This is a genomic window from Kitasatospora sp. NBC_01266, from assembly GCF_036242395.1.
Taxonomy (GTDB): Bacteria; Actinomycetota; Actinomycetes; order Streptomycetales; family Streptomycetaceae; genus Kitasatospora.
The window spans coordinates 5,819,340-5,833,003 of sequence record NZ_CP108458.1 but is presented as its reverse complement, the minus strand read 5'-3'; the positions used below and the strand labels follow the sequence as shown (position 1 = coordinate 5,833,003).

At 67.2% G+C, this 13,664-nt stretch carries 6 protein-coding genes and 3 rRNA genes; all 9 read right to left on the bottom strand.

Annotation, left to right across the window (positions count from 1 at the left end):
* Positions 1–67: 67 nt before the first annotated feature.
* Positions 68–1,783 carry a restriction endonuclease gene (locus OG403_RS25430; protein ID WP_329568169.1) on the bottom strand — a complete coding sequence of 572 codons (1,716 nt, stop codon included), beginning with the start codon at positions 1,781–1,783 and terminating at the stop codon, positions 68–70.
* 222 nt (positions 1,784–2,005) lie between these two features.
* Positions 2,006–3,829 carry a hypothetical protein gene (locus OG403_RS25425; protein WP_329568167.1) on the bottom strand — a complete coding sequence of 608 codons (1,824 nt, stop codon included), beginning with the start codon at positions 3,827–3,829 and terminating at the stop codon, positions 2,006–2,008.
* 207 nt (positions 3,830–4,036) lie between these two features.
* Positions 4,037–4,372, bottom strand: coding sequence for a cupin domain-containing protein (locus tag OG403_RS25420; RefSeq protein ID WP_329568165.1), 336 nt, complete (start codon positions 4,370–4,372; stop codon positions 4,037–4,039).
* A 147-nt stretch (positions 4,373–4,519) separates the two neighbouring features.
* Positions 4,520–5,179 (bottom strand): YigZ family protein, encoded by a 660-nt coding sequence (locus tag OG403_RS25415; protein ID WP_329568163.1) that lies wholly within the window; start codon positions 5,177–5,179, stop codon positions 4,520–4,522.
* A 105-nt stretch (positions 5,180–5,284) separates the two neighbouring features.
* A complete protein-coding gene (locus OG403_RS25410) occupies positions 5,285–6,589 on the bottom strand; it encodes a DUF6986 family protein (RefSeq protein WP_329568161.1) in 1,305 nt (434 codons plus the stop codon).
* Positions 6,590–6,681: 92 nt separating this feature from the next.
* Positions 6,682–8,286: a DUF2637 domain-containing protein gene (locus OG403_RS25405; protein WP_329568159.1), complete on the bottom strand. Its 1,605-nt coding sequence runs from the start codon at positions 8,284–8,286 to the stop codon at positions 6,682–6,684.
* A 169-nt stretch (positions 8,287–8,455) separates the two neighbouring features.
* Positions 8,456–8,572, bottom strand: a 5S ribosomal RNA gene (gene rrf / locus OG403_RS25400).
* Positions 8,573–8,655: 83 nt separating this feature from the next.
* Positions 8,656–11,775 (bottom strand): 23S ribosomal RNA (locus tag OG403_RS25395).
* A 272-nt stretch (positions 11,776–12,047) separates the two neighbouring features.
* Positions 12,048–13,569: ribosomal RNA gene (locus tag OG403_RS25390) — 16S ribosomal RNA — on the bottom strand.
* The 16S, 23S and 5S rRNA genes sit together here, the layout of an rRNA operon.
* Between the last annotated feature and the right edge of the window lie 95 nt (positions 13,570–13,664).

Below are 13,664 nucleotides of genomic sequence, written 5' to 3'. Positions count from 1 at the left end.
CGCGAAGTCGTGCGCCACCGCCGCGATCGCGACCACCGTGCCGACCGTGCCGCTGGTCGGGATGGCGTCAGCGCGTTCCGGTCGCCAGCGGAAGCCCCAGATGGGTCTCGGCGAGCGCGCGGAAGCCGGCGCCGTCGGCGAGATGGATCCGGCGGAACTCGGCGGTGTCGATCAGGTCGAGCGCCTCCTCGGTGAAGCCGCCGGTGCTCAGCCAGAGTCCGTGGCCGGCCGACTCCTCGGCGACGGCCTCCGCCAGGGTGCGCACCTCCGCGGCGCCCACCTGGCCCGGACGCCGGGAGGCACAGATCACCCAGCGCCCGGGCAGCGCGCTGCCCGGGGCGCCGGTGCCGGTGGCGACCAGGCCGGAGTGGCCGCGCAGCCGCACGCTCCAGTCCCGCAGCCCACCCCGGGTGAGCACCTCGCGGACCAGCGCGGCGAACTCCCCGGGCGACAGGTCGGCCACCGCCGGGACGGCCGCACCGGCGGTGGCGCACGGCCGCACCGCGACCCCGGCATACGGGTCCGGGCTGATCGCGGCGCCCAGTTCACGCAGCCGCACCAGCGCCTCGTCCTGCTCGGCGGCGGCGTACACACCGGGTTCGGACTCGTCCTCGGCGGGCTCGGCCGCCGCCACCAGCCGGGTGCGGGCCAGCGCGTCGCGATCGGCGTCCACCGTGAGCAGGCAGCCCGCGCCGGACTCCCGCAGCCAGCCGTTGAGCACCACACCGGCCAGCACGCCGTCGGTGTCCACCGCGTCGGCCGCCTGCAGCGCGCGCAGTGCCAGTCGGGCGACCACCCGCAGGTAGTCCGCCTCACGGTCGGCGGGCGGGCGGGGCACCGGACTGATCTCGCCCTCGTCGGTCAGCCGGTAACCGTCCAGCGAGGGCACCAGGTCGAGCGGGGGCAGGTCGAGATCGAGCACCGCGGTCCGGGTGAGCGGGCGGAACACCGCCCGGCAGGCGGCGGGCAGTTCGGGGGTGGCCGCCTCGGCGGCGGCCAGCGCGCGTTCCAGCAGCGACTCGACGGCGGCGGGCTCGGCCTCCAGGTAGGCCCGGCGGCACTCCTCCAGGCTGTCGTTGTACTCCCGCACCGCACGCGCCCTGGCCTGCTCGCCCTCCTCGTGGGCGACGCGGGCGGCGGCCTCGGCCGGGTCGGTCGCGGTCGCCTGCTCGGAGCGCCACTGCCGCCGCGCGCGCTGGTAGGCCAGCCGGGCCTGGGCCAGCTCACGCTGGTAGCCGGAGTCCAGCAGGCGGCTGGTCCCGGTCGCCTCCGGATCGTCGGCGAGCGGCTCCGAAGGGGCGAAGTCCGACCAGCTCGGCTCGCGGACACCCGGCGCCGCTGACGGGCCGTCGGGGTAGGGGCGGGGCTCATAGCTGCGCCGCTGGCTCTCGAAGTCCATCGCGCTCACCGGCAGCGCGAGCCTGGCGAGCAGCGCGGCCAGGCGCTGCTGCTCGGCCCGCACCGTGGCCGTCCGGTGGTGTGTCAGCTCCGCGGCACGGCCGAGCGCCGCCACCGCGGGGTCGTGCCCATCGGGCTCCGGCCCGTCCCCGCCGCCGCCGTTGCCGTCGGCAGCGGCGCCGGCGCTGCCGACGCCTGCGCCCGGCTCGTCGGAGGGTCCGGCGAGGCGCGCGCTGTCGGACCGGCTCCCGCCACCGGACTGGAACTCGGTCGAGGCCAGCTGGTCGGGTCCACCGGTCGCACCACCGAACACCGAGGCCAGGAAACCCGCGCGGCGGCCGAAGACGCCTTCGACTGCCGACTGGCGCTTGGTCGAATCCTGCATCGGCGGTCCGCCCCCATGCTCGTCCGGCGCTTCTTCGGTGGCCGGGCAACTGCGCTGGCCGGGCATGCGCGCGATGGCGGTATACCCCCCGCGAACATTCTCCACCGTATGGCGGCCGGGCGGTCGACTTGTTCTCGGTCGGTATCGGTCAGGTGGAGCCCAGTTGACACCTGGTCAGCCGGTCGGGTGCGACGGGTCGGGCGGCCGGTGCGGCAGGCCGGGTCAGTTGGTCATGGTGTTGGTGAGGTGCATGCCGATGTATCCCACGTAGATCCGCCCGCTGCCCGAGCAGTCGTCCAGGTAGTGCAGCCGAGGCGCGGTCCGACCGCCGCCGATCCGCAGGTGGGCGCCCATGAACGCCCGCCCGCTCGGGTCCACCGAGGACGGTACGGCGAACATCCGCTCCCGGCGCATCTTGCCGTGGCTGCAGACCGTCCGGGATTCGCCGCGCACCGCCTTGCGTGGTGGGAACTGACCGCCGCCGAGCGGTGCGTGCTCACACCACTGCTTGAAGTCCCCGCCGGCCGCACCGTGCACGGCGACCGTGGCGTACTCCTGCAGGGCCGTCAGGCCGTCCCAGGTGAGCCGCACCCAGTTGCCGCCGACCGTGTGCGCATCCAGCGCGAGGGTCTCCTTCTCGTCACCGGTGAAGCTCACCAGGGGGAACTCACCGATTCTCGCCAGCAGTTCGGTGAAGCTGTCGGGGCCCTGACGGGCCTGGTCGAGCAGTGCGGCCGGATCGGGCGCGCTCTCTCCCGGCGGGCAGAGCCGACTGTTCAGCACGCGGAGCTGGGCGCTGACCCGGCGCAGCGCGGTGCCCTGCAGCTCGTTCTCGGCGCGCAGATGCAGCTCACGCCGGTGCGAGCGGTGCAGACTGCGCCGGACCCGCTGCAGCTCGTCCGCCCCGAGCTGCTGGGCATCCGCCAGCTCGCCGACCAACTCGGTCAGCCCGGTCCGGTCGGACGGCTCCGCCGCCGGGGCGGCGAGGGCGGTGCGGTCGGGCGTCGCCGGCTCGGCCGGTCGCACCCGCAGCACGGGTACCCGGGCCAGCACCTCGGGCAGCGGCGCGAGGTCGGCCAACCGGCGCGGCTCGCGGGCCAGCAACGCGGCGGCCCGCCGCGGCTCACTCTCGATCCGGTGCCGGGGCAGCACCAGGTGCCGCTGCGCGTCACGCCTGGAGGCCGGGTCCACATCGGGCAGGTAGGTGCGCACGGCACCGCCGTAGACGGTGTGGAACTCCAGAGCGGTGTTGAAGGCGACTCGGGCACCGGGGTCGAGCACATAGCTGACGGCCAGACCGGCCACCTTGTGCAGCAGCGGGGCCACCGGCTCGGCCGCCCAGGCACGCGGGTCGAGGTCGGCGGGCACACTGGCGATCACGATGGGCAGTCGGCGGGCCGGATCGCAGAGCTCGTCGATGACGTCGTCGACCTCGGCGGCGGTGATGACCCGGGGCTGCGGGCGGACCTCGGCCGACCCGTCCAGCGCGTCGACCAGCGGGAGTAGATGGTGGACCAGCTCGGGGACCGGGACGCTGGGAGTGTGCAGGCCCGGGGTGGCGGCCAGATGCTCGGCCTCCAGACGGATCCAGGTGGGGCCACCGCGCTCGGTGGCCACGGTGAGCGTCAGCTGCCGGGTCCCGTGCGGGGCCGGGGTGCGCAGCCGGCGGCGGGTGTAGTGACCGGGCGGGGCTCCCGGGGACCGGGCGAGCAGCGGACCGGCATCCCGGTCGAGCAGGACCCGGTCACCGAGGCGGTGCCGGACTGCGGTAGGGGCGGCCTCGGGAGGCCGGGCGACGAGCGGCGCGGGCGGGGTGGTGAACCCGCCGTCGGGCGGCGGCGGCTCGGGCGCGGGCGGCGGCGGCTCGGCATGCCCCTCGTCCTTGAGCCAGTCCCCCAGGCACTGGTCTGCCAACGCCACCGCGTCGGCATGGGACTGACGGGTGGTCACCGTCATCCGGTAGGGGGTGGCATGGCCCGGCTGAGGTGAGCCCGAGCGGGGGTCGGCTGGGGCGTCCGCAGGTGACCCGGTGCGGTCGATACTCATGGGTGGTGCCTCCGTGGTGCGAGGTGGGGTCTGACGGTCCTCCATCGATGGGGTGATATCTGGCTCCGGTCGGCCGTGGCCGACCAAGTCCTTGCTGGGAGAACGCGACGGCCCGGAGCTGGAGTTCCAGTTCCGGGCCGCGTTAATTCGTTCGAGTGTCGATTACCCGTTGCTTGACGAATCGGGCGAAGTCTGGTGTATACGCCCTCAGGCGTTGCTGAGCCGCTCCGCCAGGCCGCGTCGCTGCGCCGGCGCGGCGACGCACGGCAGCGCCGGGGCCGGGGCCTCGATGGCCAGCGGGCTGCCCTCCGGCACCTGGTAGTTGGCCAGGATCACGACCGGCTCGGTGCCGTGGTTGTAGCCGATGTGGACCTGCTGCGGCAGCTCGATCAGGAACTGCCCCGGTCGGGTGATCTCGACCCGGCCGTCCTCCAGCACCCGGGTCAGCTCTCCGGAGAGCAGGACAGCCTGCACGGGCGCCGGATGGTAGTGCCAGCCGGTGTTCGCGCCCGGCGCGATGCTGATGGTACGGATCACGGCCATCTCGGAATCTGCTCCTGTGACTCGACGGTCATCTCAGGCTACTGACCGTCAGCCGCGCGGGTGGGCGATTCCCTGGGCTTTGGCCGAAAGAACATACGACTGCGCCGGTTGTCCGATCTGCGGATCACGCCGTGCCCTGTGGTCCGCTCAGGACACGTCCGACCAGGGGATCTCGACATGGAAGTGGCCCGCCCGCACCGCCGTCGCACTGCCACCACTGGCCTCGGCCAGCCAGGTGTCGAAGGATGCCAGCTCCGCCTCGGGCACCCCCACCTCGATCCGCACCCCGGCCGCTTCGTAGTGCAGCTCGCGCACCGCGTGGCCGGCCGCGCGCAGGTCGTTCTCCAGGCGACCGGCCCGGGTGTGATCCGCGGCCACCACCAGCAGCGCGACCCGGCGACGCTCGACCAGGCCGACCTCGTCCAACGCCGCCGACACCGCGCCCCCGTACGCGCGGACCAGGCCACCCGCCCCCAGCAGCACACCGCCGAAGTACCGCGTCACCACGGCGACCGTGTCGGTGACGCCGCGCCGACGCAGCACCTCCAGCATCGGCACGCCCGCCGTGCCCCCCGGCTCACCGTCGTCGTTGGAACGCTCGCGGCGCTGCTCCGCGCCGACCACGAAGGCCGTGCAGTTGTGCCGGGCGTCCCAGTACTGCTTCCTGATCCGCGCGATGAACTCCTGCGCCGCCTCCTCGTCACCGACCCGGGCGAGGTGGCAGATGAACCGCGAACGCTTCACCTCGGTCTCGTGGCTGCCGTCCGCACGAATGGTCAGGTACGGCTTGGCGACGGGTTTCGACATGACGCGGCAGGTCTCCGATTGTTCGGTCGGCGGGCGGGCGTCGACGGGCGGTCGACGGGCGGGCGGTCCGGCCAGCCTATCCAGCGACCACGCGGAGCCGACCGGTCATCGACCGCTGAGCGCGTCCAGCTGCCCGCGGTCCAGCCCGGTCAGCTCGGTGACCTCGGCCGGATCGACCGCTCCGCAGTCCAGCCCGCGCAGCAGGTAACCGCTGAGCGCCTTGGCCGTGGCCGGCTCGTCCATGACATCGCCCCCGGCCTTGGCCACGTAGGCCGCCAGCCGGGCCGCGGCCGTGGCCAGGCCCTCGCGGTAGAAGGCATAGACCGCCGCGTACCGGGTGGGCAGGTGTGCCGGGTGCATGTCCCACCCCTGGTAGTAGGCGCGGGCCAGCGAGCGCCGGACCAGTCCGTGGTGCAGGTTCCAGGCGGCGAAGACCTGCTCGCGCGGACCGGTCGGAACGACGTTGGTCGACCCGTCCGAGAGCCGTACCCCGGTGCCGGCGGCGGCCACCTGCATCACGGCCTTTGCATGGTCGGCCACCGGGTGGTCCATGCTCTGGTAGGCGGCGCCGACCCCGCAGGAGGCGCTGTAGTCGAAGGTGCCGTAGTGCAGACCGGTGGCACGGCCCTCGGCCGCCTCGATCATCAGCGCCACGGTGGCCCGGCCGTCGGCGCCCAGGATCGCCTGCGTGGTCTCGATCTGGATCTCGAAGCCGAGCCGCCCGGCCGGCAGCCCGGCCCGCTGCTCGAAGTCCTCCAGCAGCCGGACCAGCGCGGTGACCTGCGCGGCGTAGGTGACCTTGGGCAGCGTCAGCACCAGACCGGCGGGCAGCTCGCGGCCGTCCTCCAGCAGGGTGGCGAGGAACAGCTCCAGCGTGCGGATGCCGCGGTCCCGGACCGCCGCCTCCATGCACTTGATCCGGATGCCGAGGTACGGCGGGGCGGTGCCGTCGGCGACCGTCGTGGCGACCAGGCGGGCCGCACGAACCGCCGCCGCGTCCTCCTCGGCATCCGGACGCGGCCCGTAGCCGTCCTCGAAGTCGATCCGCAGGTCCTCGATCGGCTCGCGCTGGAGCTTGGCGCGGACCCGGGCGTGCACCTCGGTGAGCAGCTCGTCGGCGGGCAGACCGAGCGCCTCGGCCAGCTCGGCCGGCGTCCCGGCGTGGGTGTCCAGCGCCTCCAACGCCTGGCGGCCCCAGTCCGCCACGGTGTCCGCGGCGAAGGCGTCAGCCGGGACGTAGACCGTGTGGACCGGCTGCCGGCTGCCGGAGTCCCCGGGGTAGCGGCGGGCCAGCTCGGCATCGACCGGACCGAGGAGCGCGTCCACCGCCGCGCGCGCGGACACGGAGAACGTCAGGCTCCCCGGAGCTGCCTCGGCTGCGGCGCCGCCACCCACCTCGACCTGCGACATGCGGGTTCCTCCACACTGAAGCCATTCAACAATTTGTTGATGTGAAGGTAACCGTGCCGCAGTCGGGCGTCAATGGCCGCTCAGCACCCGGACTACTCGCGCCCGAGGGTCGCGTAGCGGTCCCGCAGCTTCGGCCAGATCCGACGGATCTCGCTCTGGCTGGCCGGCACACCCGGCTGCTTGCCGCTCACGCCGAACTGGGTGAAGAGGAAATCGGCCAGGGCCTCCTCGTCAGGGTCGTGCCCCTGGGCATCCTGGTAGGCGACGAGCGCCTCGACGGCCAGATCCACCGTCAGCGGACGGGCCTCGAACAGCTCCTGCTGCTCGGCGGCCCCTTCCTGGACCGGCACCTGAACCGGGCTCACGGTCTGGGTCTGACCCTGGGTCTGGCCCTGAGGCAGAACCGGCGCGGGAGCCGGCCCGCCCGATGCCCGCGACGCCCTGGCCTTCGGCGCGAAGACGTCCATCGGAGGCTGCTGCGGCGTGGGCACCGGAGCGGGAATCTCCTCTACCGGGGACTCCGCGAGCACGGGCTGCGGTGCGGGGGCGGGTGCCGGGGCCGGCGCCGCGTTGAGCGGGGCATCGGACGCGGCCTCAACTCGCTGCCGTGCAGGCGGCATCGGCGACGACGGCGGCTGGGCAGTGGTCGGCCGGGGTGCCTTGAACCACGGCGACAGCTGACCAACGGGGCGTGCCGTGTCCGCTTCGGTCTCAAGCTCGATCTCGGCCTCAGCGTTGACCTGGGCCTGGACCGGAAGCTGCGCGGGCGCGGGCTGCTGCTGCTGCTGCTGCTGGGAAACGCCCGGCGCCCCGGCCGGGTGCCCCGTCTCCGCCCGGATGTCACGCAACGCGGTGACCGGACGCGCCGCTCGCACCGGCACCTCCTGCTGCTCCTGACTCCCCAGACCGTCCCGCCAGCGCGCGGCGGCCAGCTTGGCAAGCGCCGGGACGGCCACCGCCGCCGACACCGTCGGTATCTCTGCCACCTCGCGCTCCACCGCCGCCGCCTCCGGTACCGCCGGAGGATCGATCCGGTCCAGCAGGTTCACGTCCAGCGGAACCCCGTACTTGGCCAGCTTGAGCGGGAGCAGCGCCTGGATCGGTGCGGAACGCCGCCAGCCGCGCCCGTACCGGAAGCGCAGCTGCGCCCGGTAGACCAGGCGGTTCTGCTCCAGCCGCACCACCTCGTCGTAGGACCGCAGCTCCCAGAGCTTCATCCGCCGCCACAGCCGGAAGGTCGGTACCGGCGACAGCAGCCACCGCATCAACCGGACGGACTCCATGTGGCGATCCGCCGAGATCGCCGCGATCCGCCCGACCGCGTGCCGTGAAGCCTCGACCACGACAACGAAGAGGACGGGGATCACCGCGTGCATACCCATGCCCAGGGGATCACCCCAGGAGGCGGCGGCGTTGAAGGCGATGGTGGCGACTGTGAGCAGCCAGGCCGTCTGACGGAGCAACGGGAACGGTATCCGGAGCCAGGTCAGCACCAGGTCCAGTGCGAGCAGCACCACGATGCCGGCGTCCACGCCGATCGGAAACGCGTAGGCGAAGTTGCCGAAGCCCTTGTGCAACGCCAACTCGCGCACTGCCGAGTACGATCCCGCAAAACCGATCCCGGAGATCAGGCAAGCGCCGACCGCCACTAGACCAAGCAACACGCGGTGTGCACGGGTAAGGGATGGACGTGCCATTCGTTGATCAACCCCTGGGTCAGGACTCGGGTCATCGGATCCTACTCGGACACCTATTCAGTCCCGCGCGCCCCCCGCCCCGCTCCCCCGCCGTCAACCCCGGCGGCAAACTGGTCATGAACGCGAAGAAGCCCCCAGCCGAGTGGCTGGGGGCTTCTTCAGAAGAATTGTTCGGCGGCGTCCTACTCTCCCACAGGGTCCCCCCTGCAGTACCATCGGCGCTATGAGGCTTAGCTTCCGGGTTCGGAATGTAACCGGGCGTTTCCCTCACGCTATGACCACCGAAACACTATGAAACTGTCAACCGCACCACACCGTGACCTGGCGTGGGGTCGTTGTTTCAGAACAACACAGTGGACGCGAGCAACTGAGGACAAGCCCTCGGCCTATTAGTACCGGTCAGCTCCACCCCTTACGAGGCTTCCACATCCGGCCTATCAACCCAGTCGTCTACTGGGAGCCTTACCCTCTCAAGGAGGTGGGAGTGCTCATCTCGAAGCAGGCTTCCCGCTTAGATGCTTTCAGCGGTTATCCCTCCCGAACGTAGCCAACCAGCCATGCCCTTGGCAGGACAACTGGCACACCAGAGGTTCGTCCGTCCCGGTCCTCTCGTACTAGGGACAGCCCTTCTCAACACTCCTACGCGCACAGCGGATAGGGACCGAACTGTCTCACGACGTTCTAAACCCAGCTCGCGTACCGCTTTAATGGGCGAACAGCCCAACCCTTGGGACCTACTCCAGCCCCAGGATGCGACGAGCCGACATCGAGGTGCCAAACCATCCCGTCGATATGGACTCTTGGGGAAGATCAGCCTGTTATCCCCGGGGTACCTTTTATCCGTTGAGCGACGGCGCTTCCACAAGCCACCGCCGGATCACTAGTCCCTGCTTTCGCACCTGCTCGACCCGTCGGTCTCACAGTCAAGCTCCCTTGTGCACTTACACTCAACACCTGATTGCCAACCAGGCTGAGGGAACCTTTGGGCGCCTCCGTTACTCTTTAGGAGGCAACCGCCCCAGTTAAACTACCCACCAGACACTGTCCCTGATCCGGATCACGGACCCAGGTTAGACATCCAGCACGACCAGAGTGGTATTTCAACGACGACTCCACAACAACTGGCGTTGCTGCTTCAAAGTCTCCCACCTATCCTACACAAGCCGAACCGAACACCAATATCAAGCTATAGTAAAGGTCCCGGGGTCTTTCCGTCCTGCTGCGCGAAACGAGCATCTTTACTCGTAATGCAATTTCACCGGGCCTATGGTTGAGACAGTCGAGAAGTCGTTACGCCATTCGTGCAGGTCGGAACTTACCCGACAAGGAATTTCGCTACCTTAGGATGGTTATAGTTACCACCGCCGTTTACTGGCGCTTAAGTTCTCAGCTTCGCCTAGTCGAAACTAAGCTAACCGGTCCCCTTAACGTTCCAGCACCGGGCAGGCGTCAGTCCGTATACATCGCCTTACGGCTTCGCACGGACCTGTGTTTTTAGTAAACAGTCGCTTCTCGCTGGTCTCTGCGGCCACCCCCAGCTCAGAGAGCAAGTCTCATCACCAGGAATGGCCCCCCTTCTCCCGAAGTTACGGGGGCATTTTGCCGAGTTCCTTAACCATAGTTCACCCGAACGCCTCGGTATTCTCTACCTGACCACCTGAGTCGGTTTGGGGTACGGGCCGCCATGAAACTCGCTAGAGGCTTTTCTCGACAGCATAGGATCATCCACTTCACCACAATCGGCTCGGCATCAGGTCTCAGCCTTAATGAGTGACGGATTTGCCTATCACTCGGCCTACACCCTTACCCCGGGACTACCACCGCCCGGGCTGGACTACCTTCCTGCGTCACCCCATCGCTCACCTACTACCCTGTTGGATCAGCGGCTCCACCACGTCCCTTTGTCCGAAGACTCCGGGCCGGCTTCACGGCTTTAGCATCCAGAGGTTCGACGTTGGCGCTTCAAAGCGGGTACGGGAATATCAACCCGTTGTCCATCGACTACGCCTGTCGGCCTCGCCTTAGGTCCCGACTTACCCTGGGCAGATCAGCTTGACCCAGGAACCCTTGGTCAATCGGCGCAAGAGTTTCCCACTCTTGTATCGCTACTCATGCCTGCATTCTCACTCGTATCCCGTCCACGACTCGATTCCTCGGCCGCTTCACCCGGAACACGACGCTCCCCTACCCATCCACAGCGTCGTTGGACGTATTCTGTGAATGACACGACTTCGGTGGTGTGCTTGAGCCCCGCTACATTGTCGGCGCGGAATCACTTGACCAGTGAGCTATTACGCACTCTTTCAAGGGTGGCTGCTTCTAAGCCAACCTCCTGGTTGTCTCTGCGACTCCACATCCTTTCCCACTTAGCACACGCTTAGGGACCTTAGTCGGTGTTCTGGGCTGTTTCCCTCTCGACCATGGAGCTTATCCCCCACAGTCTCACTGCCACGCTCTCACTTACCGGCATTCGGAGTTTGGCTAAGGTCAGTAACCCGGTGAGGCCCATCGCCTATCCAGTGCTCTACCTCCGGCAAGAAACACGTGACGCTGCACCTAAATGCATTTCGGGGAGAACCAGCTATCACGGAGTTTGATTGGCCTTTCACCCCTAACCACAGGTCATCCCCCAGGTTTTCAACCCTGGTGGGTTCGGTCCTCCACGCGGTCTTACCCGCGCTTCAACCTGCCCATGGCTAGATCACTCCGCTTCGGGTCTTGGGCATGCAACTCAAACGCCCTATTCGGACTCGCTTTCGCTACGGCTACCCCACACGGGTTAACCTCGCTACACACCGCAAACTCGCAGGCTCATTCTTCAAAAGGCACGCAGTCACGGCCCGCCAGTAAACTGACGAACGACGCTCCCACGGCTTGTAGGCACACGGTTTCAGGTACTATTTCACTCCGCTCCCGCGGTACTTTTCACCATTCCCTCACGGTACTATCCGCTATCGGTCACCAGGGAATATTTAGGCTTAGCGGGTGGTCCCGCCAGATTCACACGGAATTTCTCGGGCTCCGTGCTACTTGGGAGAAGCTCAAGTGAGCCGCTGATGTTTCGTCTACGGGGGTCTTACCCTCTACGCCGGACCTTTCGCATGTCCTTCGACTACACCAACGGTTTCTGACTCACCCAGCCGCCGGCAGACGACTGAAGAACTTTCCCACGACCCCGAAATGGCAACCCCTGCCGGGTCTCACACCACTCCGGTTTAGCCTCATCCGGTTTCGCTCGCCACTACTCCCGGAATCACGGTTGTTTTCTCTTCCTGCGGGTACTGAGATGTTTCACTTCCCCGCGTTCCCTCCACATACCCTATGTGTTCAGGTATGGGTGACAGCCCATGACGACTGCCGGGTTTCCCCATTCGGACACCCCCGGATCAAAGCTCGGTTGACAGCTCCCCGGGGCCTATCGCGGCCTCCCACGTCCTTCATCGGTTCCTGGTGCCAAGGCATCCACCGTGCGCCCTTAAAAACTTGGCCACAGATGCTCGCGTCCACTGTGCAGTTCTCAAACAACGACCAGACACCCACCCTCAACACCCCGAAGGATGCCTCGCATGGGACCGGCACTGAGACAACGATTACTCGTTCCCTCAGGACCCAACAACGTGCCCGACACACCAGATCAACCGAAACCGTTCCACGCCGAAGCAGTACTAGGAGACAACCAACCCTGTGTGCCGAATAGTCAACGTTCCACCCATGAGCAACCGTGCGAGACATTCGCTCGCAACCGGCCATGTGCTCCTTAGAAAGGAGGTGATCCAGCCGCACCTTCCGGTACGGCTACCTTGTTACGACTTCGTCCCAATCGCTGGTCCCACCTTCGACGGCTCCCTCCCAAGGGTTAGGCCACCGGCTTCGGGTGTTACCGACTTTCGTGACGTGACGGGCGGTGTGTACAAGGCCCGGGAACGTATTCACCGCAGCATGCTGATCTGCGATTACTAGCAACTCCAACTTCATGGGGTCGAGTTGCAGACCCCAATCCGAACTGAGGCCGGCTTTTTGGGATTCGCTCCACCTCACGGTATCGCAGCCCTTTGTACCGACCATTGTAGCACGTGTGCAGCCCAAGACATAAGGGGCATGATGATTTGACGTCGTCCCCACCTTCCTCCGAGTTGACCCCGGCAGTCTCCTGTGAGTCCCCATCACCCCGAAAGGCATGCTGGCAACACAGAACAAGGGTTGCGCTCGTTGCGGGACTTAACCCAACATCTCACGACACGAGCTGACGACAACCATGCACCACCTGTATACCGACCACAAGGGGGCGCCCATCTCTGAACGTTTCCGGTATATGTCAAGCCTTGGTAAGGTTCTTCGCGTTGCGTCGAATTAAGCCACATGCTCCGCTGCTTGTGCGGGCCCCCGTCAATTCCTTTGAGTTTTAGCCTTGCGGCCGTACTCCCCAGGCGGGGAACTTAATGCGTTAGCTGCGGCACCGACGACGTGGAATGTCGCCAACACCTAGTTCCCAACGTTTACGGCGTGGACTACCAGGGTATCTAATCCTGTTCGCTCCCCACGCTTTCGCTCCTCAGCGTCAGTAATGGCCCAGAGATCCGCCTTCGCCACCGGTGTTCCTCCTGATATCTGCGCATTTCACCGCTACACCAGGAATTCCGATCTCCCCTACCACACTCTAGCCTGCCCGTATCGAATGCAGACCCGGGGTTAAGCCCCGGGCTTTCACATCCGACGCGACAGGCCGCCTACGAGCTCTTTACGCCCAATAATTCCGGACAACGCTCGCACCCTACGTATTACCGCGGCTGCTGGCACGTAGTTAGCCGGTGCTTCTTCTGCAGGTACCGTCACTTGCGCTTCTTCCCTGCTGAAAGAGGTTTACAACCCGAAGGCCGTCATCCCTCACGCGGCGTCGCTGCATCAGGCTTTCGCCCATTGTGCAATATTCCCCACTGCTGCCTCCCGTAGGAGTCTGGGCCGTGTCTCAGTCCCAGTGTGGCCGGTCGCCCTCTCAGGCCGGCTACCCGTCGTCGCCTTGGTAGGCCATTACCCCACCAACAAGCTGATAGGCCGCGGGCTCATCCTGCACCGCCGGAGCTTTACACCAACCCCCATGCGGAGGAAGGTCATATCCGGTATTAGACCCCGTTTCCAGGGCTTGTCCCAGAGTGCAGGGCAGATTGCCCACGTGTTACTCACCCGTTCGCCACTGATCCACCCCGAAGGGCTTCACCGTTCGACTTGCATGTGTTAAGCACGCCGCCAGCGTTCGTCCTGAGCCAGGATCAAACTCTCCGTGAATGTCTGCTCGACAGTGCTTAATTAAAAGCGCGAGCGGCCACCCGCGTTGAGCGGCACGACAACCACCGGAATAGGGCGGCCTCGTGCACTGCGTC

Excerpts from the sequence above, each read along its gene's own strand:
- OG403_RS25410 (WP_329568161.1), bottom strand. The coding sequence starts at position 6,589 with ATGTCGCAGGTCGAGGTGGGTGGCGGCGCCGCAGCCGAGGCAGCTCCG.
- OG403_RS25425 (WP_329568167.1), bottom strand. The coding sequence starts at position 3,829 with ATGAGTATCGACCGCACCGGGTCACCTGCGGACGCCCCAGCCGACCCC.
- OG403_RS25430 (WP_329568169.1), bottom strand. The coding sequence starts at position 1,783 with ATGCAGGATTCGACCAAGCGCCAGTCGGCAGTCGAAGGCGTCTTCGGC.
- OG403_RS25420 (WP_329568165.1), bottom strand. The coding sequence starts at position 4,372 with ATGGCCGTGATCCGTACCATCAGCATCGCGCCGGGCGCGAACACCGGC.
- OG403_RS25405 (WP_329568159.1), bottom strand. The coding sequence starts at position 8,286 with ATGGCACGTCCATCCCTTACCCGTGCACACCGCGTGTTGCTTGGTCTA.
- OG403_RS25415 (WP_329568163.1), bottom strand. The coding sequence starts at position 5,179 with ATGTCGAAACCCGTCGCCAAGCCGTACCTGACCATTCGTGCGGACGGC.